This window comes from uncultured Gilvimarinus sp. (genome assembly GCF_963972205.1).
Taxonomy (GTDB): Bacteria; Pseudomonadota; Gammaproteobacteria; order Pseudomonadales; family Cellvibrionaceae; genus Gilvimarinus; species Gilvimarinus japonicus.
Window position 1 is genome coordinate 11,835 of the sequence record NZ_CAXAUC010000008.1, and the last position, 26,985, is coordinate 38,819.

19 protein-coding genes and 1 pseudogene are annotated in these 26,985 nt (G+C 52.9%); 4 read left to right on the forward strand and 16 right to left on the reverse strand.

Translation table 11 applies throughout. The features are described from left to right. Positions 1-232: 232 nt before the first annotated feature. Both AACY82_RS12405 and AACY82_RS12410 read right to left on the reverse strand, forming a co-directional pair. Positions 233-2,107 carry a cellulase family glycosylhydrolase gene (locus AACY82_RS12405; protein WP_339617143.1) on the reverse strand — a complete coding sequence of 625 codons (1,875 nt, stop codon included), beginning with the start codon at positions 2,105-2,107 and terminating at the stop codon, positions 233-235. Between the two features lie 330 nt (positions 2,108-2,437). Beyond that, positions 2,438-3,967, reverse strand: a complete 1,530-nt coding sequence (locus AACY82_RS12410) for a cellulase family glycosylhydrolase (RefSeq protein ID WP_339617144.1) — start codon at positions 3,965-3,967, stop codon at positions 2,438-2,440. Positions 3,968-4,348: 381 nt separating this feature from the next. Here AACY82_RS12410 and AACY82_RS12415 point away from each other — a divergent pair, with 381 nt between their 5' ends. The 3 genes from AACY82_RS12415 to AACY82_RS12425 all read left to right on the forward strand — a co-directional run bounded on the left by AACY82_RS12415 (position 4,349) and on the right by AACY82_RS12425 (position 8,869). Next, a complete protein-coding gene (locus tag AACY82_RS12415) occupies positions 4,349-4,624 on the forward strand; it encodes a hypothetical protein (RefSeq protein WP_339617145.1) in 276 nt (91 codons plus the stop codon). Between the two features lie 188 nt (positions 4,625-4,812). Beyond that, positions 4,813-7,770 (forward strand): LodA/GoxA family CTQ-dependent oxidase, encoded by a 2,958-nt coding sequence (locus tag AACY82_RS12420; RefSeq protein WP_339617146.1) that lies wholly within the window; start codon positions 4,813-4,815, stop codon positions 7,768-7,770. Positions 7,771-7,774: 4 nt separating this feature from the next. Continuing rightward, positions 7,775-8,869, forward strand: coding sequence for a tryptophan 7-halogenase (locus AACY82_RS12425; RefSeq protein ID WP_339617147.1), 1,095 nt, complete (start codon positions 7,775-7,777; stop codon positions 8,867-8,869). Between the two features lie 28 nt (positions 8,870-8,897). On the opposite strand, the gene AACY82_RS12430 is transcribed toward AACY82_RS12425, so the two are convergent. The 4 genes from AACY82_RS12430 to AACY82_RS12445 form a co-directional block, all read right to left on the reverse strand. Further along, entirely contained in the window at positions 8,898-9,671 is a 774-nt protein-coding gene (locus AACY82_RS12430) for an RES domain-containing protein (RefSeq protein ID WP_339617148.1), read from the reverse strand. Then, a complete protein-coding gene (gene mazG / locus AACY82_RS12435; protein ID WP_339617149.1) occupies positions 9,672-10,478 on the reverse strand; it encodes a nucleoside triphosphate pyrophosphohydrolase in 807 nt (268 codons plus the stop codon). It abuts the gene before it with no gap. 71 nt (positions 10,479-10,549) lie between these two features. Then, entirely contained in the window at positions 10,550-12,802 is a 2,253-nt protein-coding gene (gene relA, locus AACY82_RS12440; protein ID WP_339617150.1) for a GTP diphosphokinase, read from the reverse strand. Positions 12,803-13,045: 243 nt separating this feature from the next. After that, a complete protein-coding gene (locus tag AACY82_RS12445; protein ID WP_339617151.1) occupies positions 13,046-15,508 on the reverse strand; it encodes a glycoside hydrolase family 3 N-terminal domain-containing protein in 2,463 nt (820 codons plus the stop codon). Between the two features lie 278 nt (positions 15,509-15,786). On the opposite strand from AACY82_RS12445, the pseudogene glk reads away from it, so the two are divergent. After that, positions 15,787-16,785: pseudogene (gene glk, locus AACY82_RS12450) on the forward strand (glucokinase); the annotation flags it as partial. Positions 16,786-16,886: 101 nt separating this feature from the next. Here the strand turns inward: glk and rlmJ are convergent. The 10 genes from rlmJ to AACY82_RS12500 all read right to left on the reverse strand — a co-directional run bounded on the left by rlmJ (position 16,887) and on the right by AACY82_RS12500 (position 26,895). Then, positions 16,887-17,726 (reverse strand): 23S rRNA (adenine(2030)-N(6))-methyltransferase RlmJ, encoded by an 840-nt coding sequence (rlmJ, locus tag AACY82_RS12455; protein ID WP_339617152.1) that lies wholly within the window; start codon positions 17,724-17,726, stop codon positions 16,887-16,889. A gap of 341 nt (positions 17,727-18,067) precedes the next feature. Next, positions 18,068-19,465 carry a threonine synthase gene (thrC, locus tag AACY82_RS12460; protein WP_339617153.1) on the reverse strand — a complete coding sequence of 466 codons (1,398 nt, stop codon included), beginning with the start codon at positions 19,463-19,465 and terminating at the stop codon, positions 18,068-18,070. Positions 19,466-19,513: 48 nt separating this feature from the next. Further along, the gene (locus AACY82_RS12465) at positions 19,514-20,821 is read right to left on the reverse strand and encodes a homoserine dehydrogenase (protein ID WP_339617154.1); all 1,308 of its coding nucleotides are present in this window, start codon (positions 20,819-20,821) and stop codon (positions 19,514-19,516) included. A gap of 125 nt (positions 20,822-20,946) precedes the next feature. Next, positions 20,947-21,723, reverse strand: coding sequence for a thioredoxin fold domain-containing protein (locus AACY82_RS12470; protein WP_339617155.1), 777 nt, complete (start codon positions 21,721-21,723; stop codon positions 20,947-20,949). Positions 21,724-21,797: 74 nt separating this feature from the next. Further along, on the reverse strand, positions 21,798-22,712 hold the full coding sequence (gene xerD / locus AACY82_RS12475) for a site-specific tyrosine recombinase XerD (RefSeq protein WP_339617156.1): 915 nt from the start codon (positions 22,710-22,712) through the stop codon (positions 21,798-21,800). A 118-nt stretch (positions 22,713-22,830) separates the two neighbouring features. Next, on the reverse strand, positions 22,831-23,184 hold the full coding sequence (gene rplS, locus AACY82_RS12480) for a 50S ribosomal protein L19 (protein WP_339617157.1): 354 nt from the start codon (positions 23,182-23,184) through the stop codon (positions 22,831-22,833). Positions 23,185-23,223: 39 nt separating this feature from the next. Beyond that, entirely contained in the window at positions 23,224-23,964 is a 741-nt protein-coding gene (trmD, locus tag AACY82_RS12485; RefSeq protein ID WP_339617158.1) for a tRNA (guanosine(37)-N1)-methyltransferase TrmD, read from the reverse strand. A gap of 65 nt (positions 23,965-24,029) precedes the next feature. Further along, complete coding sequence (gene rimM / locus AACY82_RS12490; RefSeq protein WP_339617159.1) at positions 24,030-24,569, reverse strand: ribosome maturation factor RimM; 540 nt, start codon at positions 24,567-24,569, stop codon at positions 24,030-24,032. An 11-nt stretch (positions 24,570-24,580) separates the two neighbouring features. Further along, a complete protein-coding gene (gene rpsP / locus AACY82_RS12495; RefSeq protein ID WP_041523742.1) occupies positions 24,581-24,820 on the reverse strand; it encodes a 30S ribosomal protein S16 in 240 nt (79 codons plus the stop codon). Positions 24,821-24,996: 176 nt separating this feature from the next. After that, a complete protein-coding gene (locus AACY82_RS12500) occupies positions 24,997-26,895 on the reverse strand; it encodes a beta-ketoacyl synthase (RefSeq protein WP_339617160.1) in 1,899 nt (632 codons plus the stop codon). Positions 26,896-26,985: the final 90 nt, after the last annotated feature.

The window sequence follows — 26,985 nt, forward strand, 5'->3', positions numbered from 1 at the left end:
GGGTTATGGATAACGAAGAGATGAGCAAGTTGCGGGCCAGCGTGCGTTTGCACGACAATCACGCAACATCTACGACTTCGGTGCCCTGCTGGTGGTGCAATGGGATGTGCGTGCGCACCAACATAAACCAGCCAACAGGCAGTCGCCCAAGACACAATCTAAAGGCAAAAAAATGCCGGGCCCTAAGGCCCGGCATATTAGTGTAACGACACTGGTTTAACTGTTCGCCAGCTTAGTTATCACCCCACAGCTCATCCAGCAAGTTCCATTTGCGCTGATTAAAGCCGTCCCATGTGCCCCATGCGGCAGTATTGGATACGGGATCGTAGACGTGGTTATACAAGCCGCCGGTGTCGCCCGACTCTGGGTTGGTGGACCAATAACACGCCTGAATGTTGTTCTCAGCCATGTAATCTACCACAGCGCCTTGCCACTGCTCATCCACACCCGGTTGGATATGACCCCAGCGGTTTTGATCGCGAATTGGCGCACCTTCGGGCCAATCCAGATGGCCACCGAACTCACCCACGATCATCGCGTAACCTTGCTCACGCAAATAACCAAAGTGCTCGTCCCAACCTGGCTCCAGACGCGCGGGATCGATCACGATATTACAATCGGCATCACCTGCCTCATCGCCTTCCATACCTTCACACTCGGGCTGCGCCGGGTCCATAAATTGTTTCTGGACAAAGACTGACGGGCCATAAGTATGTGGCGACAGAATCAAGCGCTCTTTAGGAATATTAAGCGGATCATTCTGGAACGGATAGAGGTTTTCGCCCCAGTTGGGGTTGGTCTCTTCCGAGCCATGGGGTACTTCGGTACCGTCTTTAGTGGACGATGAGATACCTTCAACCATCACCAACACATCTTGGTTGACTTCATTAATGGCAGAGTAGGCGTTCTCGGCCAAGGTGCTCCACTCATCCCAGGTGTAATCCCACGGTTCGTTAAAGATGTCGATCGCCATAATGTTATCGACACCTAACTGAGCCGACAGACCGGCAATATCGCGCAAATCGTCCAGCCATAGCTGCTCGTTGTATTCGTGCACGACAACGCCGTTGTCGTCCACTACACCACAAGAGTAGCCTTCGCGGGTGAACTCATAGTTTTCACGATCGCGATCGGCGTAAGGAGGAGTGGAATCTAAACGACCTGCACGCCAACCCACATAGTTGGAGCACGAGTGAATATCGATAATAACTTCGATGTCGTTTTGGTCAGCTTGCACAATAAAATCTTCTAACGCTTGACGAGCGTTATCTTGACGTACCGATGCAGCATTTTTTAGCACCCCGCCCTGACGGATATCGCCGATACCTTGTGGGTCGGTTGGATCAAGTGTTTGCGGCGCAATTGGTAGGCGAATCGTGTTAATACCCTGGGCGGTAATTTCATCCATGGTTTGCTGAATATCGCGACCAGAATCTACCCACCACATATTGCCAACGTACAACTCCATAGGCGCACCATCTGGGTTGTTCTCAGCATCTGGTGGCTCGTGCTGACCTTCAAGCCCGAACCAAGCGGAACATTTCACCGGGAACACATCGCCGTTTTTAGTAATGTTACCTGTCTCATCGACACGGAAAGTACCGTCGCCCGAGGGCGTGCTGGACGAGGAGCTAGACGATGAGCTTGACGAAGAACTGCTAGACGAGCTGCTTGACTCACTGGAGCTAGACGAGCTGCTGGATGAGCTAGAGGACGAGCTCACCTCACCGCACACATCACCCGTTACCACCGGAGTTTCCGCCGAGCCGCCATTGGTGTTGCCTTGAAAACCAAAAGTGACCGTCTGGCCGGGCTGAATCGTACTGTTCCAGCTTAAGTTAGAGGCGCTGTAGGGGTTGCTGCCACTCATGTTGGCATTCCAGGTATTGGTCAGTGCGTTGTTGTCGTACTGCCAATTCACTTCCCAGCCATTGATCGGGGCATTACCGTTGTTAGTAATGTTAATGGCGCCGGTAAATCCCGACCCCCAATCGTTGCTAACGGTATAGCTGCAGCTGGCGCTTTGGGCAGTAGCACCTTGAGAAATCGCTGCAATCGCTAAACCCAGCATAACTGCCGAGCCACAGCGTTTTTTTGTAGTGATCATTACATTGCTCTCCTTAGTATTAGAAATTTGCCAATTAAACGTTTGCTTTAGTATTAATGGCACTTTCAATGTTGCCCTAGCCATTTACAAGCCGGGGCTTCTACTGCCGCACTCCACTCCGATGAAGTCGCCTATCCAGTACTAAGCGTCAGATAAACCCTTATTGCCGGCAATAATTTGGGCGCTGCCACGCGACATCACAGGTCGCAAAAACAACTGGCAGCGCTGTCAAACAACGATAAAAATAAACACTGAAACCGCTGTTATGACGAATAACATTTTCTATTCGATGTTGTGACCCGTGTTATCGGGCCACAACCTATATCTTGATCAATCGTCCGCCGCGGTAATGGCATCAATCAATGCCGGCTCAAGCTCACTGCCGTTATAGCGATCAAACAGTGCAAAGCCACCGTCACCGGCGTAGCCGTTATCCCAGTAAACCGGAACCATGTCGTGCTCTACCGCAGACTCGGTGATGTACTCGTTCCAGTAATTGCGATACACCTCGTGGCCCTGAACGTTAGGCCGCGAAATAACACCGTACTCACCCAGAATTACACCCACACCCTGATCAACAAAGTTGCTTTTCATACGCTGAAACTGTGCATCCACATAAGACTCGTTCGCCCATGTTTCCGTCACATTCGGGTCGGTGGCGATAGCGCCCCACTGGGTGATATTGCTGTTTTGATTTAAGGTAAAGTTGTAAGGGTCGTAGTAGTGCACCTCCATCAATAACCGATCAGAGACAGTATCAGTGGGGATATCGGCGAAATTAACACCGTGATCAATATTGGTATTAAACGCTTGCACCACTAGGTAACGATCAGCATTACCGCCACCCGTCGCACGCACTGTGTCGACAAAGGTTTGGTTAAAGCTATTTTGAACGGTGTAGTACTCTTCAGTGGGAGTGCCGTAATCACCATCAACCATTACCTCGTTAGTTCCGGCAAACAATAGACGATCATCGTAGCTTTCGAAGTGATTGGCGATTTGCGTCCACATCGTGGCTAAACGATCATTAACATATTCTTGCTCGGCGTAGGTTGGCTGCATCCAGCCTTCGTCCCAATGTATATTCATAATCACATACATATCGGCATCTAACGCGTAATTAACTACCTCTTCTACGCGGTTCATCCAACTGCTTTCTATGACAAAGTTTTGCGCATCAGAAAATTTACTCCACGCAACAGGCACCCGAATCGTATCGAAACCCGCGGCTTTAACCGCATCAATAAGCGTTTGAGTGGTTAACGGATTACCCCACGCCGTCTCACCGCCGATGGCATCCAGGGTATTACCCAGGTTCCAACCCACGCCCATCTCGTCGGTCAGCTCGACGGCTGTCAAACCACTTGGTACAGAGCTTGAAGAGCTAGAACTGGTAGAAGAAACACTAGAGCTTGACGCAACGCTGGAGCTTGACGAGCTGCTAGAGTTTGCAACGGAAGAGGAGCTAGAGCTACTGACCCCACCGCACACATCACCACTTACTAGCGGCGTCTCGGCGCCACCATTGCTGTTAACCTGCAGCCCAAAGGCCACGGTTTGCCCCGGGGCAATAGCGCCATTCCAACTTAGGTTACTGGCAGAGTATGGGTTCGAGCCTGTGATGTTCGCATTCCAGCTATTACCTAACTGATCACTGTTGTAGCTCCAGGTAACATTCCAACCATTAATAGCGCTAGAGCCGGTATTTGTGATTTCAATTAATGCTGTGGCACCGCCGCCCCAATCGTTGGTAATAACGTATTCACAATTAGCGGATTGGGCGAGCGCGGTAGCAGAAGACAGTAAGCCCACAGAGAGCGCACAGGCCCACCCGAGCTTTTTTACTCTTAAAAACGACATGGCGTATCCTCATCTATTATCTGTTATTTTCGACGTTTTTTAGCGGCTCTCAAAAACGATGAACAACAGCAATATTAAATTGACAGGGCATTTGCCAAAAAATATTTATCTATCGCGAGTGCGCAACAAAAAACGTAATGCCTGAAATCCGCCAACAAGAAAGATTTCAGACAGAGCAACGAGTATATCGACGTAAAGAAATGATAAAACGAATTAATGCGCCCACCTTCGAGACGAACCTCACAAAAAATAGGCGCTCACGGCACATAAATCATTTAAAAAAATAAATAAAAAACGTTAACGATAACTAAAAAATTAAAATTTATTTTTAATTTTATTTAATTAGATCTTATTCCCGACCATTAAAAAAATTATTATCTCGTGAAAAACAACGAAGCAAAAAAACAGAGAAAAACGAAAACACATACTAATGCCTTAGCCCTCTATATTTTTATATATCAAACGATGCAGAAATTATCGCTACTTGCTCACCAAGAAAAACCAACGCCTCTTTCCTACCTCAGAAAACAAAATTTCGATTGCTCATTAGCCGCTTCCCTCTTATTGCAAAATAGCAATACCACCCTTCATTTTTTGGTCATCAGCAAGAGGCATAGTGATGAACAACGAGAACACCAACTACAGGGGCTACCGTAATAGCGCGAACGCCAGAATCACGCGACTAGACTCATAGTGCCGATTACAAGCTGTTCCGGTTGAAGACTCGTAATTGCTTGTAATTGCGTGTGATTGTGCGCCATTGGACACTAGGCTATACCCATCATAAACGGGCGACAAAACCCAAAGATTGACTCTGCGCTACGAAAGAGCACAAGGATGACACTATGAGTACATTTGATTCAGACCAACCCAGCGCCAACTCAGTACCCTGCTGGGACTGCCAAACCGACCCCACCGCACGTTTAAAACAGATGTTTGTCGACATGGGGCAAAAACACCGAATCGCCAGCGGTGCCAAGCCTGCTCGCCGGGCCGTGTTTCGCAAACAGCACGGTATTGCCTATGGCGAGTTGGTGATCAACCCAGATATAGACCCGGCGTTTAAACAAGGCATATTCGCCGGCGAGCGCTACGAGTGCGCCGCGCGCTTCTCAAGCGATACTGGCCCAACCGACCCGGACCTGCACACCACCATGGGCGTGGGCTTAAAATTATTTGGTGTGGAGGGCGAAAAACTGATGGGTGAAGGACCAACGGCCGATTTCATTTTTCAGAATATCGACCGTTTCTTTGCCACCGATGAAAAACAGATGTGCGCTTTCACCACCGCCGGGGTAGTAGATCACAATTACCCGGAATATATAGAAAAACACCCAGAGCTTGCCGACGTACTACAGGCAATGGAGAAAATTGAAGCCAGTTGCCTGACGGCCAGCTACTGGGCGATTTTGCCCTTTAAGCTGGGGGACACTCAGATTGTTAAATACCGTTTGGTACCCGACGGCACGGAGCCAGGTGCACCGTTTGACGATACCAACTATTTAGGGCTCGATTTACAATCGCGTTTGCGCAACGGCGCGGCCCGATTTCGCTTTGAAATCCAGCTGCGCACCAGTGATACCATGCCCCTGGATGACGCCCGCGCGGTGTGGAGCACCGATGAAAGCCCTTATATCTGTATTGCCACGCTGCAGTTCCCGCAACAAGACATATGCGCCATTGGTCAAGAAGCGTTTGGCGAGAACCTCGCGTTTAACATCTGGCGCACCCTGCCCGAGCACGAGCCTCTTGGCAGTATTGCCGCCGCCCGTAAAGTGGTATATCAAGCCAGCGCTGAGGCGCGTCATCAAGCTAATGGACAGCAACTAGGTGAACCTAACGCTATAAACCCCACCTTTAGCGATACCGAGGGCGATGACAGCGACTGCATTGTTTACGCCGCCATTTACCCGCCCATTGGGGTGATGCGCGTCGGCAATGCCGAAAGCGAGTTCTTTATCGGCCCCGAGGTAAAAGACCCTGCCCCCCAAACCGACCCACACGCCTACCGCGATAGCACCGGCGCCATCAAACGCCAGGCGGCGCGCTTTAGAATCTACGGATTCAACGCCGCAGGCAAAGCCGTTAAAGAACTAACCGCGGAAAACGCCGACATTGAATGGTGCGCCCATTTAGCCAACCAAAAGTCGTCGTGGTATGAGTTTCAGTTAGCATTGGATATCCCAGAGGCGGTCGACGCCCCGCCATCGCTGTTGCGCAACAACAATGTGGCCGATCGTAAGCAACTGCTTATTGACGGTGGCGAGCGACGTATCAGCGGCTGCGATTTAAGCGACTCAAAACGCTACGGATTTCGCGGAGAGTTTTTAGGCAAAGAAGTGTACCTCGGTGAGATGCGTACCGACGCTAAAGGCCGTTTGGTCATGCTCGGCGGTCACGGCAAAGCGGAGAACATTAACGGTGATATCGCGGTTACCTTTGCCAACAACGAAGGCTGGCACGACGACATCGCCGATGGCCCAATTACCGCCACAGTAACCTATCAGAATAATGCGTTACGAGTGCTACCCGCCTGGGCCATTAGCGCCCCACCCGACTTTGCGCCACTGCAAAAATCCGTGCGTACCATGTGGGACTTAATGCGTGATGTTGCCATTAAATGCGGTCAACTGAATCGCCCGGCGCGGCCATCTTTTACGCACGATATTTTACCAATCTTTCAGCGTATGACCGATTTACAGTGGGTCAACGCAGGCTTTGCCGCGGGCTTTGGCTGGGAAGGGCCGTTTAATTACACCGCCCCCGAATGGCTGGCGCGTTTAAGCGATCCTTCATCGGCCAACCACGAGCTGCGTCGCACGCTGTCCAACAACTTTAGACGCTACGATGTATCTGGCAGCCAGGCGCCGCAACTGTGGCCCTGGGTGTATGGCGACGCCATGAGTGTTCCTGCCTCTGGCTCGCCGCGCCAACACGCGACTTTATCCGATTTGCAGCTGGCGTTTTTAGAGCAGTGGGTAGAGGGCGACTTTGACGCTGACTACCGACCAGACACCGACCCCGTGCGCTGCCTTAATCAATTACCCGTAGCGCAGCAACCGGACATGCTCACCCAAGCGGCTATGGAATTTTGTCTCGCGGATGCCTTCCACCCGGGCTGCGAGATGACCTGGCCGATGCGCACACCGCAAATGTACGAAGAAGCTTTTAGGTTAAAGCACGCCGACAATACGATGCCCACCAACGGTCACTATTACGGGCCGCTGATGAACTCAGACGTCATCAACCTACCCAAAGGCCCTTTACAGGGTGGACAAGTCGCCGGTGGCATCACCCGTTGGATGGCAATCCCCTGGCACTGCGATACCGCCAGCTGCCGCGATGGTTACGAGCCGCAATACGACCCTTATGTGCCGACGTTTTGGCCCGCCCGCGTGCCCAACAATATTCTCAATGAATCAATGCACGCGAAGGCGGTAGACCCAAACCTACCGGAGCAAGAGCGGCAGCAATCGTTTGCGTTTCGCCAAGCCTGGCTGGACGACTTACCCATTGCCGAGCCTGTGACTTACACCAAGCAAATTAACGCCATGATTGATCATTTTGATTCACTGGCCATCGTGCAAGCACGCTCTGGTGCAACCGACACCCCCCCCCTACCCGAACATATGCAAGTGGGGATCGTCTCGCCTAAAGAACAGAAAGGGCAACACCAACCGAGGCTGCTCAGTGGCACCGCCGCCGCTGGCAATGCGAGCGCTAAAGTGTCTCTACACGGCCAACGAGCGCACCGCCAAGTGGATTTAACCAGCATCGAAAAAGCCCATAGGCTAAAGCGGTAGACCCATGAACCAACACACCAGCGATATTGTGGTGCTAGGCGCCGGCATTGCCGGCGCCACCGCAGCACTGGCGCTCGCACCAGGTGCCCGCGTCACCATTATTGATAAGCTCGCCGTAATCCCCGCGCGCGCTGGCGATTGTTTACCCGCACCGGCGGGGCGCATTCTACGCAGACTTGGTTTATGGCAAGAGTTTACCCAACAAGACCACTTACCCTGCTTGGGCATGCAATCCTATTGGGGCGCGGATCAGGCCGTGATCCAAGATAGCTTACGCAACCCGGATGGTCATGGCTGGCATTTACACCGCCCACAATTTGAATCGTTGCTGCAGCGCACCGCACAGACGCGTGGGGTAGATTTTATTCGGCCCGCGACCGTAACAGCGGTAGAGCCTTGTACGGCGGGCTGGCAATTAACGTTAGACAGCGGCGATGTTATCAACACCGGCTGGGTGATTGATGCATCGGGGCGCAAAGCCTCGTTCGCGCGTAAGCTCGGAGCCGAACGCGTTAACGATGATTCACTAATAGCCGCCTGGGGAGTAATTGAGCAAGACGCGGCCCAAGGCATGCAGCGCAATATGGCCAGTATTGCCGCCGCCGAAAACGGTTGGTGGTATTCTGCCCCGCTACCCAATAAGCAGAGACTACTGGCCTACCACAGTGATCAAGCGTTACTTAACACCGCCCAGTGGCGCCACTCAGTGCCGTTTAAAAGCGCCGCGTTGCAGCAAAGGGCGCTTGCCGGGTTGTGCCTTGAGGCGTCACTTGCAACGCTCAACTACCAAGGTATTACCGCTGCCAACTCCACCAAACTCAACCAAGTATGCGGCGAGCGCTGGGCCGCTATTGGCGATGCCGCTCTCAGCTTTGATCCGCTCTCGTCACAAGGAATGTACAATGGCATGGCCAGCGCCATGCAGCTGGCTGATTTAATTCTGGAAGGATCGGTGCAGAAAAAATACCCACAACAAGTTCACGCTATTTGGCAACACTACCTTAAGCACAAAGCGTTTTTTTACGGGCAAGAGCGACGCTTTATGACACAGCCGTTTTGGCAGGCTCGGCAACTAGCGACATCTTCATTAACTACTTAATCACAGGGCACATCTACGTAGAGGAGCGTCACTTAAGGGGGGGGGCAGCATAATCAACGTCGGTGCCGGGCAACGACGACACATCAACCTCTCGACGTTTAGCTATGTACGTTTGTGCGCTTTTTGCGTCGGCCACATTGAGATCAAAAATCGCGATATTTTCATGCAGGCCATTTTCAACAGTTTGCTCTACCCCCTTAATATCGAACTGTGATTGATAAACAACTCCGTCATAAGCCTGCATTTTAAAATACTCAGACACTATTTGAGTCGGGATATAATTCAAGCGACTATCTTGTGACGTTACTGGCTTAGAAAAACATCCATTTAACTCAGTCCATGCAAATGATTCATCATCTTCATCCGTGTCCGGACTATATTGATTACACCACCAATATCCGTCAGGCCTATCCTGTAATAAGTTGACCAACCTCAAATCCGCTAGTATTTCGAACGTTGCAACTGTGACGCTTTCGTCATCTGCCGGCCTAGATTCGGCGACACAAACTTCTGGCCGATTCGCTAAATATAAAACATTGAGATTGAAAGGGTTAACTCTCCCTTCTGCTTGCAAGTTGGGAATTGGCTTCATTTCGGCTTTATCGTAAGGAGTGTTAACTCCAGCCGGATTTACTCGAGCACGATAATATACACTTCCCTTTGGTATGATTTTCACTCTACTTTTACTGGACTCGTAAAGCGCATCTAAGAACTTTAAGTTTCGTTCAGATAAAAAGTGCCGCTCACTAGATGAGGTACTTTCTAGAAAATGCCAAAAATCTTCGAGCTTTACTTTATTCATTTACAACCCCTGCTCTTTTGCCTTATCCCACAAGGCGTCCATCTCGTCCAGAGTCATATCGTCCATGGGTTTAGGGGCATTGTCCTCGATAAAGCGAAAACGCCGTTCAAATTTATGATTGGCGCGGCGCAGTGAGCCCTCCGGGTCTTGCTTTAAAGTGCGGCTAATATTGGTAACGGCGAACAGCAAATCGCCTACTTCACCTTCAACGGCGTCCATATCGCCGCTTTCTAACGCCTCTTCTACCTCGGCTAACTCTTCACGTACTTTAGCGATAGGGCCACGGACGTCTTTCCAATCAAAGCCGGTACGCGCGGCGCGCTTTTGCAGCTTGGCCGCGCGGGTCAGCGCTGGTAAATTAAGCGGCACATCATCCAGGGTACCGCGTGCGCCTTTGGCCTCGCGCTCTTCTTGTTTGATGTCTTCCCAGCGCTGTTTAATGGCGGCCTCATCGGTAGGCTGATCACCAAAGCGTTGTAATAAATCGTTTTTGGGAAATACATGCGGGTGCCGACGCACCAGCTTAGCCACCAAGGTATCAACGACGGAATAAAAATCAAAGCGTTGTTCTTCGGCGCCAAACTGACTGTAAAAAATAACTTGGAATAATAAATCACCCAGCTCTTCTTGCAGGTGATCGAGATCGCCGCGCTCGATGGCATCGGCCACTTCGTACGCCTCTTCAATAGTGGAAGGCACAATCGTGGCGTAAGTTTGTTTTTGATCCCAGGGGCAACCGTCCACCGGATCGCGTAGACGCTGCATTAAGTAAACAAGATCGTCAAGCGTATAATGCGTATCTGCCATGGTGTGTCCTTGTGTGCCGTACAGCGTTGGGCAATTCATGCGCACTGCCACATAAGTAGCAGTGCTTGTAATTAGCTTGAGTGTTTGCGTCGCGCCGAGGCGATATTAGGCAACTGGTTTAGGCGCGTAAGCACTCGGCTAAGTTCATCAAAGCCGCGAATTTCAACGGTGATTTGCATATCAACCGTATTTTTACGTTTGTCCGATAAGGTTTGCATAGCACTAATATTGATCCGCTCGTGATCGAGCAAGGAGGTAATATCCATTAACAAACCGTGACGATCGTAAGCCTCGACAATTAAATCCACCGAGTAGCTGCTTTGCGGCGTCGCGCCCCAATCAACTTTAATAATGCGCTCGGGCTCATCCGATTGCAGCTGCAGCACATTGCTACAGTCGGCGCGGTGAATCGAAACGCCGCGCCCCAACGTGATGTAACCGGTGATGGCATCGCCCGGCACTGGCGTACAACAACTGGCAATTTGGGTGAGTAAATTACCCACCCCCTCAATAAATACATCGGAGTCTTTTTTGCGTTTGGACGATTTTGCCTTAAACGGAATCACCGGCTCTTTAGGGTGTTTGCTATCAATCAGCCGCTGCGCAGCGCTAATAACTTGACCCACCCCGACGTCACTGGCACCAACCGCCGCGTACAAATCGTCCAGCGATTGCATATTGAGCTTTTGCGCCAAAGTCTCAAACTCTAAATCGAGCAGCGCTAAACGCTTAAACTCGCGATCGAGCAGCGCTTGACCCTCGGCTATATTGTCGTCGCGCGCCTGCACTTTAAACCAGTGTTGTACTTTGGCGCGGGCGCGAGCGGTATTGACGTAACCAAGCGCGGGCGAAAGCCAATCGCGACTCGGCGCCTCGCGCTTGCCGGTTAAGATCTCGACTTGATCGGCGGTGTTTAAATGGTAGTTTAACGGCACGATACGGTCGTTAACCTTGGCGCCGCGACAACGATGGCCTACATCCGTATGGATACGGTAGGCAAAATCTAGCGGCGTGGCAGTTTTAGGCAAATCCACCACGTGGCCCTCGGGGGTAAAGACGTAAATGCGATCTTGATCGAAAGCTTTTAAATCATCCTGCAACTGCTGGCTGCTACTGCCCAGTTCATCGTGCCATTCAAGCACTTGGCGCAACCAGGCAATTTTTTGCTCGTAGCCGTCTTGGCCGGCTTCGGTATCGGTGCCTTTGTAGCGCCAGTGGGCACATACGCCCAGCTCCGCCTCTTCGTGCATAGCGAAGGTGCGGATCTGGATCTCGAGTACTTTATTTTCGGGGCCGATCACCGCGGTATGTAACGAGCGATAGCCGTTCTCTTTGGGCGAGGCGATATAATCATCAAACTCGTGAGGGATGTTGCGCCACAAGCTGTGCACAATACCCAGTACGGTGTAGCAATCACGCACGCTAGGCACCAAGATACGCACGGCGCGAATATCGTATACCTGAGAAAAACCAATACCCTTGCGCTGCATTTTTCGCCAGATACTGTAAATATGCTTCGCCCTGCCGGTTACCTCGCCATCTATAGCGGCACTTTGCAGCTCGCCGCGCAGGCGCGAGAGCAAGTCGTCGATAAACTCTTGGCGAGCAATACGCCGCTCATCCAGTAAAGACGCAATACGTTTGTAATCGCTGGGCTCTAGGTAACGGAAAGATAAATCTTCTAGCTCCCACTTAATGTGACCGATCCCCAAGCGGTGCGCCAAAGGCGCGTACACATCGGATACCTCGCGGGCCACCTGCCGGCGCCGGGCTGGAGAAGCTGTTTTAACTGCCCGAATGGCACAGGTGCGCTCGGCCAGCTTAACCAGCGCGACCCGTACGTCGTCCACCATGGCTACCAGCATTTTGCGAATATTATCGGCTTGCTCGTCAGACTGTTTGCCAAACACGCGCTCTTCGCGCTCGTTGCGCTGATAGCTTATGGCCGCCATGCGCAACACGCCTTTAATCAGCTTGGCAACCGTCTCACCAAACTGCGCCTCGACATCGGCGAGCGCGAGCTTTTCTTCGCGCACTGCACGGTAGAGCACGGCCGCCACCAAGGTGTCGTGATCGAGCTGCAAGTCAGCGAGAATTTCGGCCATCTCCATGCCAATACGCAAGCAGCTGGTGCCCTCGCCCCAGCTGTGGGGGGCCTCACAGGTAACCGCGGCATCGGCTTGCTGGCACAGCTCGCAAGCGCGCTTGATTTCATTCAGGGTGGGAGAGGTTTGCTGCTCAATACCGGCAAAGCGTTGCAACCAGGCATCGATATCAACACTGCCGTCAGGGGCAATGGGGTGGTCTTGGCGGACTTTTACCATAGTAACTTCACTGTACACTGCTGGCTGTTATTAATGGGTAAGCCACGCTCCGTGTGGTTCCGTGCGGAGAGTACCTGAAACAGCCATTGGACTCGTAAGGCGCTATAAAGTTGCACACGTTGTGTGCCAGCGCTCGGGCGGGGCCTATGGTAGTCGAAAAGCCTGCGCGAGCAAAATGCAAAAAGCCCGCAAGCGGTCATTAGCCACCTTGCGGGCCTTACTGCACGCCGACTGCGCGCTAAGTTAAATTACCTCAATGCCCGCCAGCCCAGTAGCGGCGCCCTTTTCCAATGCAACGCGGGAAAAGCTCAAATCCAGCTCGCCCTCCGTAACCAATGTAAAAGGCTCCAAAATGCGGTGGAAAAACTCTTCGGGCGGCAGCTCTAGGCCAAAATCGGAGCCAACATCTGGAAACAGCCTAAGTGGCACACGCACCTGCGCCCAGCCGTTACCGGCCAGCGCCTGCACCGTGTCGGTTATATCCAAGTCAGAGTTACTGTCCGGGCCGCAGCCTAAACGCAAAGTAACGCTCTGGCTGGGCGCAGCGTCGACTTTAACGTCAAAGATTAATGCGCCGTCACTGTCGAGGTAATCGACCAATACCTGTCTATCGCGTGTGGTAAGCGCCACCAACCCCACGCCGGAGCCGTTCCATTGGGCGCGGCGGGCATCTTCTTGCACCTCGCGATCAATTGCCGTTACACAAATGCTCGACACCTCAACGCGGTTGCCCTGCATTAACTGTTTATCGTTTTGCCGGCCGCGCACCATAATCTGGTAGGGCTCGATAGGACGGCGGTTAAACACCAGCAGCTCATCCAAGGTGTCGGCGCCGGCATCGTACTCTTCGGGTAAATCATCGCCCAGGGTATCGGCCTCGCCATAGGCCAGACCATAACCATAGGCAAACAACGGGTTGTAGTCGTCATCGCCCCGATTAAGCGGCACTTGGTCGGGGGTGCGGGGCCAGGAGAAAGTCAGCTTGCCTTTCATGGGGTGGTTCAGCTCGCCATCGGCGCGGGTAAAAATCACATCCGCCACGCCGGCCCCTTCGGTACCCGGCTGCCAAATGGCCACAAACGCATCAGAGGCGTTAATCTCGCGGTTGACCCACATGGGGCGACCGGTGATAAACAGCGACACCACCGGAATACCCTCGGCTTTGAATTTTTTTAACAGTGCCCAATCGCGACCGCCGCCCTCTTTAAACAGAAGGTTTTGCACATCGCCTTGCATCTCGGCATAGGCCGACTCGCCCCACACCATAATCGCCACATCAGGTTTAACGCTGTAGTCACCGGTTTCGCTCAGCTCAATCTCGCCACCGGCGGCTTGCACACTGGCCGCTAAGCCGTCATACACTGAGGTAGCGCCGGGAAAGTCGCGCTTATCGGTGCCGGTCCCTTGCCAAGTGACCGACCAACCGCCAGCTTGTTTGGATAAATTATCGGCGCCATCACCGGTTACCAATACCCGTTGCTTAGGCGACAACGGTAATAAGTTGTTTTTGTTTTTTAGCATCACTAGCGATTCACGCACCGCGCGGCGGGCCACGTCACGGTGCGCGGCGGCGCCAATTAGCTCGTCGCGCCCAGCTAATGGGCGGCTGGATGGCTTGCCGCGTTCAAACAAACCGGCGCGCAGCTTAACCCGCAAAATACGGCGTACGGCATCGTCGGCGCGCGCGGCGTCAATCACGCCCGATTTAATTTGCTCGACGGTGTTGTTAAACAACACTTTCCAATCTGGGTCGGGCACCATAAAAATATCCAACCCGGCATTGATCGCCTGGGGGCAATTTAAAACTTCGGCGCCTTCAATAAAACCGTGGCCGTTCCAATCGCCCACCACTAAGCCATCAAAACCAAGCTTGTCTTTTAATACGGTGGTTAACAGATATTGATGACCGTGGAGTTTTTCATCGTGCCAGCTATTAAACGAGGCCATAACGCTCTGTACGCCTGACTCTATGGCGCTAAAGTATCCAGCGCCGTGAATATCACACAGGGCTTGCTCATCGTCTACGCAATCGCCACGGTCAATGCCATTTAGCGTGCCGCCATCGCCAATAAAATGTTTTGCGGTGGCAATCACGTGCTGCTCGCTTAAGAACTCACCCGAGTCAACGGCGCCCTGTAAACCTTCAACCATTTGGCCGGCATAGGCGCGCACTATCTCTGGGTCTTCGGAGTAGGATTCGTAGGTGCGGCCCCAGCGATCATCGCGAGCCACGGCCACTGTGGGTGAGAAGTCCCAATCGATGCCAATGGCGGCAATCTCGCGGGCGGTAACCTCGCCAATGTCGCGAATCAGCTCGGGGTTGTGGGTCGCACCAAGCGCGATGTTATGCGGAAACAACGTCGCCCCCACCACATTGCCGACACCGTGAACGGCATCGGTGCCCCACATGATAGGCACATAAACTTTGCCATCGCTGCAGTCGGCGGCGGCGTCAAAAAAGCTGTCGGCCAGTGCCACCCAATCAGAGGCTTTGGCGTAGCGATCGTTATTGGGCACAGAGCCACCACCGTTAAGCACTGAGCCCAAATGGTAGTCTTTAATATCTTGCGCGGTTACCTGCTTGATTTCGGGCTGAATCATTTGCCCAACTTTTTCCTCGACGCTCATCTGCGCCAAGATTTTATCTATTTTTGCTTCAAGGGTAGCGTCAACGGCAAGCGCCGGGGTCAATCGGGGCCAAGGCACGGGGTAACCTCCAAGGGTGTCAGGTATGTCGCTTCATTTTTAGTGTGGCGCTGTGCGCTCTTTTAGTCTTCTTGCGGCTCGGTGCGGGCAACACAGAGCCGTAAAAGCTCTCTAGCTTAACGGAACGAGGGCAAAACTACACCACTATTGACAGCGCTGTCAATGAAACCTACACTTCTCAACCTTCTTTATCGATAACATGGGCGCTTTTTACGCTAGGCACCTTCGGCGTAAGCCATTAAGCTTGGTAATATCAAAGAGCGGCAGCAAGGCAGAACAGCGAGGAGCACAACCATATGAGCAAAATTCTAGTCGCCGATATTGGTGGGACCAACGGCCGCTTTGGCTTGGTCGATGCCTGCGAGCACGATACCGGCTACAACGCCGTACAGCAGCTCAGCCTACCCAGCGCCGATCACGATTCGCTGGCCGATATGATTCGCGCCTATTGCGACCAAACCGGCATCAACATGCCCAAGTTTGCCTGTCTGGCGATTGCCGGGCCTATTCAGGACGGCCATGTAAAAGTCACCAACCTTAACTGGGAGTTCTCGATTGGCCGACTGCGCGACGAGCTGAATATGCAAGCGCTAGATGTGCTCAACGACTTTTCGGCGCTAGCGTACGCGGCACCACACTTACAAGCCAGCGATAAAAAAACCCTCTACAACGTGAAGGGCAACTCTCACGCACCGATCGGTGTAATGGGCCCCGGCACCGGCTTTGGCGCCGCAATGCTGGCGCCGGTGCGCAGCGGCTGGAAGATTATCCCCACCGAGGGTGGCCACTGCAGCTTTGCTCCCACCACCGGCAAAGAGATCGCGATTTTGCAGCATATGCGGCGCGAATTTGACCATGTCTCTATTGAACATTTGCTTTCGGGTATTGGACTGGTGCGTATTTATAAAGCGCTGGCGGCCATCGACGGTAAAGAGTGTGAAGATTTACAACCGTCGGATGTCAGCCAACGAGCCCTCGCCCACCAAGACCCTCTTTGCGAGGAGGCGCTGGAAACTTTTTGCAATATTCTGGGCAGCGTGGCAGGCGATAAAGCCCTTAGCTGGGGCGCACTAGGCGGCATTTACCTGGGCGGCGGTATTGTGCCTAAAATCGCTAATTACTTACCGCAAACCGACTTTGTGAAACGCTATGTCCACAAAGGCATTATGCGCGGTTACGTTGAGGATATTCCGGTCCACATGGTCACCAACGACAAAGCCGCTTTGGTGGGCGCCGCCGCGTGGCTGGTGGATAACACGCAAGCGCTACAGTACTAAAGCCTTACCCTCTTGCAGGGTGCCACGCCCTGCAAGAGCCCACGAGCACCACACCAAACCCATTGATTCCTCTTACGCCGTATTTGTGTCGCGCTCCGATATTACTCGTCGACCAACACATCGCACTTATAAAAACCTTCATTTTCTGCTAGCGCACTACTCAGCTGCGGTAACAATTGCTGCATAGTGTCAAACAGCGTCCAGGGCGGGTTAATGACAAACAACCCCGAAGACGTCATACCGTGGCCTTTCGTTTCGGCGTCAGGCTCAAGCGCTAACTCATAGCGTTGAATATTCTTTATGCCACTGCGCACGAGCCTCTTTTCCATAAAATCGATCTGCTCCCGATCAACCACCGGGTACCAAATGGCGTACACGCCTGAAGCGAATTTTTTATGGGCTTTAACGACGGCATCGATGACTTGAGCATATTCAGCCTTAACCTCGTAGGACGGATCAATTAACACCAGTGCCCGGCGCGACTTGGGCGGGACACGCGCCAGCAAACCGCGCAAACCATCGGCGCATTCCACTTGCACATTGTTAAACGTTTTGGTGTTGTCCTCCAGTTTTTTACAATCACTGGAGTGCAGCTCATACAGCCAGGCGCGATCCTGCGGCCGTAAAAAGCGCTGAGCAATAAGCGGTGAGCCCGGATAGTAATAAAGTTTGTCGGTACGATTGGCCAGCCGCACCTGCTCTAGGTACGGTGCCAACAAAGGCCAAGGCTTGGCCATCAACTTGCCAATGCCACCGCGATACTCACCCAGTTTAACGGCGTGCTCCGAACGCAAGTTATACAGGCCAGCCCCCGAGTGGGTATCGATATACTCAAAAGGCGCAGGCTTTTTGGTGAGGTACGCTAAAATTTCAACTAAGACGATGTGCTTAATAACATCGGCGTAGTTGCCGGCATGATACGAGTGACGATAACTTAGCAAAAGAGGCTCTCATGTGACGGTTTGACGGCGCCGGGCCAGGGCCCGACAATCTTAAACCCCTATTATCAACCTGGGCCTACTAAATTGCACCGATTTTTACCGCTAAACGCGACTGCCAGGTGACTGCGGACTCAAGCGCCCTCTGCGACAACATTGATCACATCGCCACAGCGACACTGATCAACCCGGTACTCGGCCACCGCATAAAGGCCGCGCAAAAGAGAAACTAAAAAAACAGAGCTACAAAGTTTGAGTAAACTCATCGGTTGGGATTTAAAACAAAGGAGAAAAGCCTCGGGCGAGCATTCCGTCACCCGAGGGGAGTCAATTACATAGTTTTATTAACAGGCTAAATGGCCCGCCATAAATTTATGCACGGTCTCGGCATCGTGGGGCAACACCTCGTAGCGCTCTTCGCGCTCAAACAAATCGGCCATATGATGGGGCAATGCAGGATCTTCTGTTTGCCCGGCTTTTTGCACCGCCTCGGGGAATTTAGCCGGATGGGCAGTGGCGAGACAGACCATTGGTACGTCTTGCCTGCGACGAGTTACACGGGCAGCCTCGACACCAATGGCAGTGTGCGGATCAAGCAGATACTCGGTGTTTTCGAACACATCGCGAATCACTTCGAGCATGCGTTCGTCGTCCACCCGGTGGCTGGCAAAAAGTTCTCGCGCGCGCTCCAGGGCTTTAGGGTCTAAATGCATGGCGCCGGTTTTAAAGTCTTCCATCATTTGTGCAATCTTAGCGCCATCACGGTCGTACAAATCAAACAGCATGCGCTCAAAGTTGCTCGACACCATAATGTCCATGCTCGGCGACAAAGTGTGCTCTAACTGCTGCTTACTTAAATCGTTGGCGCTAATAGCGCGGTGCAAAATATCGTTGCTGTTAGTGGCAATCACCAACTGGTCGATAGGCAAGCCCATGCGCTTAGCCAAATAACCGGCAAAGATATCGCCAAAGTTACCCGTAGGCACCGAGAATGACACCGGGCGTGCCGGACCACCGAGAGCCAGAGACGCGTAAAAGTAATAGACGATCTGCGCCATAATGCGCGCCCAGTTAATGGAGTTTACCGCCACCAACTGACGCCCTTCTGGCAAAAAGGACTGATCGGCAAAACTGGCTTTTACCATATTCTGGCAATCGTCAAAGTTACCATCCAGCGCGATATTGTGCACATTGTCTTCCAGTACGGTCGTCATCTGACGGCGCTGTACGTTAGAGACGCGGTTGTGCGGGTGCAAAATAAAAATATCGATGTTATCGCAGTGACGGCATCCTTCAATGGCAGCCGATCCGGTATCACCCGAGGTCGCGCCCATCACCACCACTTTTTGGTCGCGCTTTTTTAAAATGTAGTCGAGCAAGTTGCCCAAAAACTGCAGGGCAAAATCTTTAAACGCTAAAGTTGGCCCCTGAAACAACTCCAAAATAAATTCGTTGTGACCAGTTTGCACTAAGGGGGCGATGGCCTTGTGGCGAAATGTCGAGTAAGAGTCGGCGATAATTTTTTTCAGGTCGGCATCGGGCACCGCGCCATCAACAAAGGGCGACACCACTTTAAACGCCAGCTCTTCATAAGATAAACCCGCCCAACTGGCGATTTCGTCGCGGCTGAATTCGGGCAAGCTTTCGGGCACATACAGGCCACCATCGGGCGCTAAGCCCGTGAGAACCACTTCTTCAAAAGACAATGCGGGCGCTTGGCCGCGAGTGCTAATGTATTTCACGCTAGTAACCTGATCGTAATTTCCAGTAAAGGCGGACTACCCGCCCGTTTATTTTAACGGCTCAAGACGGATACGGGTGATCGCACCAGTGATTGAGCTGAGCGCTTCAATTTTGCTGATCGCGGTGGCCAAGTCTTTCTCAACCGCGCGGTTGGTCAACAGAATCAGCGGCACAATCTCTTCATCATCCGGCGCTTCTTTTTGAATCAGTGCTTCAATACTGATACCTGAATCGCTCAGAATAGTCGCCACCTGAGACAGAACACCGGGCTTATCCAGCGCGGACATCCGCAAGTAGTACGCGGTCTCTACGTCTTCGATGGGCAGAATATCGTCTTCACCCAAGCTACTTTGATGAAAGCCTAAGTGCGGGACCCGGTGTTCAGGATCAGCTGTTAAGGTGCGCGCCACGTCGACGATATCGGCAATAACCGATGAGGCCGTAGGCTCGGCGCCAGCGCCCGCCCCGTAATACATCGTCGGGCCAACGGCGTCGCCCTTCACCATAATGGCGTTCATCACACCATCCACATTGGCCAATTGACGCTTCTCTGGGATGAGGGTCGGGTGCACCCGCAGCTCGATACCATCTGGCGTGCGACGGGCAATACCCAGGTGCTTAATGCGATAGCCCAACTCGTCGGCGTAGGCTACATCCACCGGCTCGATTTTGCTGATACCTTCGGTAAATACTTTTTCAAACTGCAGCGGAATGCCAAACGACATAGAAGCCAGGATCACCAACTTGTGAGCGGCATCGATACCTTCCACATCAAAGGTTGGGTCGGCCTCGGCGTAGCCCAGCTCTTGTGCTTCGGTCAGTACTTCAGCAAAATCACGACCCTTATCGCGCATCTCGGTCAGAATAAAATTGCCCGTACCGTTAATAATCCCGGCTAACCATTCAATACGGTTGGCGGCCAGCCCCTCACGAATAGATTTAATGATGGGGATACCACCGGCCACCGCAGCTTCAAACGCAACGGTTACGCCTTTTTTGTCGGCTGCGGCAAAAATTTCGTTGCCATGCTCGGCGATTAACGCTTTGTTGGCGGTAACCACGTGCTTGCCATTATCAATCGCCGTCAGGATCAAATCCCGCGCAACGGTTACCCCCCCCATTAGCTCAACCACTACATCGACGTTGGGGTTGGTCGCCACATCAAACACATCGCGCGTAACATTCAGAGCAGTCATATCACAGTGAGGGTTATCGCGTCGCGCGCCCACCTGCTCGACAATAATGTCACTACCGGCGCGGGCATTAATGACACGCTGATTACGCGCCAGTACGTTAACGGTGCCACTGCCTACGGTTCCCAGACCGCAGATACCTAATCTGACCGGTTTCAACATCGATTCCTCTTTATGATGGAGTTCTGCACAAATAAAAGACGGCAACCTTACTCAGAGCGAAGGTTGCTGTCAATTGCCTGGCAAAGGGGACTAGCCGGGCACGTGCCCGGCCAGCAAGAAGGGTATTATTTTTGCTCAATCGTCTTTAATAATTGCTCTGGGGGCTGGTAGCCCACCAACAAGCGACCATCAGGCAGCAAAATAGCCGGAGTGCCTGTCACGCCCATCTCGCCACCTTTTAAAAACTGCTTTTCAACCGGGCTCGCATCGCATGTAGCCGGCTTGACTGACTCAAGGTTTTTCAACTTATCCAGGGCCGCTTGCTGATCGTCCGCGCACCAAGCGCTTTCGAGTTTAGCCGCAGAGGGGCTATTGAGGCCGGCGCGGGGGTACGCCAAATAGCGAATTTCAATGCCCAAGTCGTTATAACCGGGCTTTTTGGCGCCCATTTCATTGTAGCTGTGCAACTGACTGTGCAAGCGACGACAGTAACCACAATCGACATCGGTAAATACGTAAGCAACGTGCTTCGTCTCGCCATCCGGCGCAAACTTAATGCTCTCTTTTTCGCCTAAACTGCTGACGAACTCTTTACGGCTATCCACCAGGTATGGGTCTTGAATGGGCGATAGCCCCTCAGGCGTGACATCAAACATGTCCCCCATAATGACGTGCTTACCATCGGCCGAGATAATAACCGCCGGCCCGCCAACAATTTGGACATTGTACAAACCGTCAATCACGGACGGGCGAATCGCACCCAGCTGGGCACCACCGGTGAGCGTTTCGAGGCTTTCTTTAATAAGCGCCTCAGGCGAATCGGCCTCTTCAGCATAAGCGCCCAGCGCCAACATCGCTGATAAGCCCAGCGCCAAACCGTATTTAACTGTTCGTAAAACCATAAACTCTACTCGCTAGGATGTTTGCCCAGTTACTTCTTGCGGGCTAGTTTACCATACAAACACCGCCGTAGGCCTCAGCCACGCGGGTGGTGCTCCTGATGTAGCCCCTGCATACGCGCCTGGGCCACATGGGTATAAATTTGCGTTGTAGACAGGTCGCTATGCCCCAGTAACAACTGCACAACACGTAAATCGGCGCCGTGGTTTAACAAGTGCGTAGCAAACGCGTGGCGCAACGTATGGGGCGACAAGGGCTTATCAATACCAGCGACCAACGCCCAATGCTTAACTCGGTGCCAAAATGTCTGCCGGGTCATCATTTGCCTCCGAGTACTCGGAAACAACACCTCGATCGGCTTCTCCCCGACCAATACCGGTCGAGCCTCGCGGATATAACGCTCAAGCCAGTAATTTGCCTCTTCGCCCAGCGGCACCAACCGCTCTTTACTGCCTTTACCCATGACTTTGACCACGCCTTGGCGTAAATTCAATAGCGTCACAGTTAACCCCGTTAACTCAGACACCCGCAAACCGCAGGCATAGAGAACCTCTAACATAGCGCGATCACGCAACCCCACCGGCTCACTCACATCGGGGGCCTTGAGCAAGGCTTCGACATCGCGCTCGGTTAAAAGTTTGGGCAGCGACTTGGGCAGCTTAGGACTCTCGATCCCCACCAGCGGGTCGCACTCCTGCAGCCCCTCGCGCACCTGATCGCGATAAAACCCTCGCAAACAAGACAATAACCGCGCGGTAGAGCGGCTGGTATAACCCTTAGCGTGCCGCCAGGCCAAATACGCCAGCACCCTCTGACTACCGAGCGATGCAGCGAGAGAACTATCCTGACTCGCCAGGTATCGCGCAAACCCCTGCAAGTCACGTCGGTAACTGGCCAGCGAATTCTCTGACAAGCCTTTCTCTAGCCATACGCGATCGAGATAAGCATCAATCACTGCCGTATCGGCAGCCGACAAGGGCTTAGATGCCATAACTACTCAACTTCCGCTAGCAAAGGGCCGATATAAAAAAAGCCGATGTAGTTTCCCACATCGGCTTTTTTTATACAAAACGCACTTAACAAAAAGTGCGCTCCGTGATGTTAGACGCTTACGAGCCCAACTTTTCTTTAATACGTGCGGCACGACCGGTAAGGTCACGCAAGTAATAAAGCTTAGCCTGACGCACATCACCGCGACGCTTAACAGCAATGCTGTCAACCTGACGGCTGTGAGTTTGGAAGGTACGCTCAACACCAACGCCGTGGGAGATTTTGCGCACCGTAAAGGCAGAGTGCAAACCACGGTTACGCTTAGCAATCACAACACCTTCATAAGCCTGCAGACGCTCGCGGCTGCCTTCAGTTACTTTTACCTGAACGACAACGGTGTCGCCCGGTGAAAAGCTAGGGACTTCTTGTTTGAGCTGTTCGTTTTCGAGCTCTTGAATGATTTTGTTGGTCATTTCAATTCTCCTAAAGAGTTTGTAGCTTCACAGCTAGAATCAATCGTTATCAAGGTCTCGACGAAAGTCCGTCAGCAGCGCCCGCTGCTCCTCAGTTAAGTTTTTGCTTTGCAACAAATCTGGCCGTCTGAGCCAGGTTCGCCCCAGCGCTTGCTGTAAGCGCCAACGCCGAATTTTTTCATGGTCACCGGACAATAAAATAGCCGGTACCGTTACACCATCGAGCACTTCGGGGCGCGTGTAGTGGGGATGATCCAACAGCCCTTCGCTGAATGAATCTTCCACTGCCGACTGAGCATCACCCAGTGCGCCCGGCAGCAACCGGGTAACCGCATCGATCAACACCATCGCTGGCAGCTCACCGCCAGACAAGACGTAATCGCCGATCGACCACTCTTCATCAACCACCGTCTGAATCAAACGCTCGTCAATGCCTTCGTAGCGCCCGGCAAGCAATATCAAGTTACCGCTTTGCGCCATAGAGCCTGCCGCGGCCTGATCAAACACTTGCCCCTGGGGCGAGAGGTAGATCACGCGGGCATCGCCCGTCCACTGCTTTGCGGCCGCAACCGCGTCGCGCAGTGGCTGTACTTTCATCAACATCCCGGGGCCGCCACCGTAGGGACGATCGTCCACCGTTTTATGTCGATCGGCGGTAAAGTCCCGCGGATTCCAGCACTGTATTTCCACCTGGCCCCGCGTTACTGCGCGGCCGGTAATGCCATTGTCGCGCACGGCGGCCAGCATCTCGGGAAATAACGTCACTACCGCTATCTTCACGACTTTACCAACTTTTTGTCTGGTTCTGGCGCCACTCAAACACTTGGGCTGCTGCGATCAGCGACTTAAAAAGCCGGATCCCAGTCCACCTCAATGGTGCTTGTCGCCCGATCGATATGAGTCACAAACTGATCCGGCACATAGGGGATCAAGCGCTCGCGCTCATCAATACTGTCGGCATCAGGGGCCACAACCAGAACATCATTAGCGCCAGTTTCAATCAGTTTTTTAACCGTTCCCAAGCGGCTTTCGCCCCCCTCAAAACGGCTAACAACTGTCATATCCTGCAACTGATGCCAGTAAAACTCGCCCTCTTCCAAAGGCGGTAGCTGTTCGCGCTCAACCGCAATCACACAGTTGGTGTACTGGGCGGCGAGGTCGCGATCATCCACATCTTTGATGTGGGCCACAAACCCCTTGCCGTGGGCGCGATGCTCATCAATCTCAAAGGCTTTAACGCCGTGGGCTGTTTTCAGCCACCAGGGCGAGTAATCAAAGAGATTGGCGGCGGGCTCAGTGTGAGAGCGGATCTTAATCCACCCCTTAACACCAAACACGCCGGTTACTTGCCCGACGTTAACCAGATTAGAAGTACCTGCTGACACCGGGCGAGTAATCAGGCTGCGTCTTTAACCAGCTTGGCAACGCGGTCGCTCAACTGAGCGCCTTGGCCAACCCAGTAGTTAACACGCTCCTGATCAACGCGCAGACGCTCTTCTTGGCCGCGGGCGATAGGGTTAAAGAAACCTACACGCTCGATAAAACGACCATTACGGGCACTGCGGCTGTTGGTTACAGTCAGGTGGTAAAAAGGACGCTTCTTAGAGCCACCACGTGACAGACGAATAGTTACCATTCTAGCTTTCCTGTAGTTTCATTGGCGCAGGCTTGCCCACGCTCGGTTTAAAATTAGGTTCATCAGCGGATCAAGTCCACCGCGAAAGGCGCCGTATTCTAAGGGAAACAACCGCCGTTGTATAGCGCTATTGTGCAAGTTTTACGCAGGCTGCTCGAATCGTCTTTGGCTGGCCACTAGACCATATCCGTAAAGCGATTGGCAATATCCAGTATTATCGGCTTTTCAAAGCCCGGTAAATGGACGCCTTCGGCATCAAAGACCACTTTCGACTCGTCAATCATTCCTTCGCCAAAGCGATAGATTGTCGCAAAGTCACCGTGTAACGCGCCGTTATCATAGGCCTCAGCATTAGCGCGCACTGACTGGCGGCGCTCGCAGTAGGCCTCAAAAGCTTCAGCGCCATAGCGTTTGGCCAACATTTTCTCCACCACGCGGGGCGCCAAAACGCTGGCGGTAGCATTATTGCCACCAAACCCTTTGGAGTTTAAAAAGGCAACATCGATACCCTGCTCGGGGGTGAAATCGCGCAAAGGAATATGCAAACGATCGCCATAAACATCGTCCGCCACGGCATCAATGGTTTTGACACCCGGAATCACCCCATACTTAAACGTACCGAGAGCTGCGATCATCTGATCCGCGCTGGCGGGCGACAATGAGTGCCCCACATAGGCTTTAACCGCCGCCACCGGCCAGTTTTGAATGCCAAAATACTCCGCCACTTGATCGAAGATCTGTGATTCGGTAACGCGGTTTTGCGGCGTGCTTGAGCCGTGCGCATGCACCATAGAGCGCTCGCGTACCGCCTCGTCACCGACAATCGCACGGGCCGCGGCAACGGCTTTGGCAAACGTGATATGGTTGCCCGGCCCCGGCGCCGTGATAGATTTTTTATAGCCATCGGCATTAATAAAAACATCACTCACCGCACCGTGGATATCAGCGCCCAGCGTTAAGGCCAACTCATCATCCATCAAAACGATATACTGCCCAGACTCAGCGATGGTAAAGCCGCAGTTCTCACCAAATGGACGACTTGAACGGCGCGGATCGGTGGCGCTATCACCATCCAGTTTTTGCAATTTATCTTCACTGGCAAGCGCACCCATAGTCGCGTAGCCGTCAATCACCTCGGGCAATATCGGCGCCTCGGCGTTACCCACCACAGCCACCCGACAGCGGCCGCTGGCGATATCTTCCACCGCTGAGCGCAGGTTGTATAAAAAAGAGGCGCAGGCACCCGCATTGGCACTGGTATGACCAACACTCCCAAGAATATAGGCGTTCACAAAGTCAGCGACCATGCTGTTAAGGCCCAGTGGGCACTGTTTGGTACTGACGCGGCCGCCACGCAAACGCGACTGCAGCAAACCACCAAAGCCGTCGTCATCCAACTGACTCATCACATTGCTGGCGTAAACCCCCACTTGATCAGGGTTAATCTGCGCGACAATATCCGCCCAATCAATACCGATAGAACGCACGGCATCGGAGGCCGAAATAACGGCCAACTGCAACGCGCGGGGGTGGAATCGGGCATTGTATAAATCAGTAGGGTTAAAGCCCTGCGGTAGCTGTCCGGCCGACTTCACCGGGCAGTCGCGATAACTGTCAATTTTAACGTCAAGCGCACCGGTCACCTCAACCGTTACTCGCCGGGCGTCCAATTCAGTGACCTGCCAGTTAGCGGGCAGCGGCTCGGGAAGCTCGCGCGCCTTCATAACAAAGCGCTGGTTGTCGTTTTCTGGATTAAGGGTGGCAGATTTTTGCCAGTGAACGCTATCGACATCAAAAAATGCCGGATTGATACGGCGAATCAGGCTGCCCGCTACGATATCGGCGCCAAACCGCGACTCGATATCTGCCAGCGTCAGCACACCGCCGTCAAGATCTTGCCACTGCCCGGCCACAAAACGGACAAACCCCATCATCACCGCCAAGCCCGCCAAAGTCTCGCGCCGCGCGTTATCGTCTAAACTCTCAATAATCATCCGCCGAAAAGCGTGATGACCCGAGCTGCGGCCGGCGGCATTAAACCCACCAAACCCCACAATAACCGGCAAGCGCGACATAGCGTTCTCCAAAATATGACAAGGAAGATACTGAGAAGCGCAGAGTGTAGAAGCAAAGCCTAGCAACGGTCACGGCCATACCAGCCAAAT

Bases quoted from the DNA above. Each gene is read 5' to 3' on its own strand.
- AACY82_RS12405 (WP_339617143.1), bottom strand. From the start codon at position 2,107: ATGATCACTACAAAAAAACGCTGTGGCTCGGCAGTTATGCTGGGTTTA.
- AACY82_RS12410 (WP_339617144.1), bottom strand. From the start codon at position 3,967: ATGTCGTTTTTAAGAGTAAAAAAGCTCGGGTGGGCCTGTGCGCTCTCT.
- AACY82_RS12420 (WP_339617146.1), top strand. From the start codon at position 4,813: ATGAGTACATTTGATTCAGACCAACCCAGCGCCAACTCAGTACCCTGC.
- AACY82_RS12425 (WP_339617147.1), top strand. From the start codon at position 7,775: ATGAACCAACACACCAGCGATATTGTGGTGCTAGGCGCCGGCATTGCC.
- AACY82_RS12430 (WP_339617148.1), bottom strand. From the start codon at position 9,671: ATGAATAAAGTAAAGCTCGAAGATTTTTGGCATTTTCTAGAAAGTACC.
- mazG (WP_339617149.1), bottom strand. From the start codon at position 10,478: ATGGCAGATACGCATTATACGCTTGACGATCTTGTTTACTTAATGCAG.
- relA (WP_339617150.1), bottom strand. From the start codon at position 12,802: ATGGTAAAAGTCCGCCAAGACCACCCCATTGCCCCTGACGGCAGTGTT.
- AACY82_RS12465 (WP_339617154.1), bottom strand. From the start codon at position 20,821: ATGTTGAAACCGGTCAGATTAGGTATCTGCGGTCTGGGAACCGTAGGC.
- AACY82_RS12470 (WP_339617155.1), bottom strand. From the start codon at position 21,723: ATGGTTTTACGAACAGTTAAATACGGTTTGGCGCTGGGCTTATCAGCG.
- xerD (WP_339617156.1), bottom strand. From the start codon at position 22,712: ATGGCATCTAAGCCCTTGTCGGCTGCCGATACGGCAGTGATTGATGCT.
- rplS (WP_339617157.1), bottom strand. From the start codon at position 23,184: ATGACCAACAAAATCATTCAAGAGCTCGAAAACGAACAGCTCAAACAA.
- rpsP (WP_041523742.1), bottom strand. From the start codon at position 24,820: ATGGTAACTATTCGTCTGTCACGTGGTGGCTCTAAGAAGCGTCCTTTT.
- AACY82_RS12500 (WP_339617160.1), bottom strand. From the start codon at position 26,895: ATGTCGCGCTTGCCGGTTATTGTGGGGTTTGGTGGGTTTAATGCCGCC.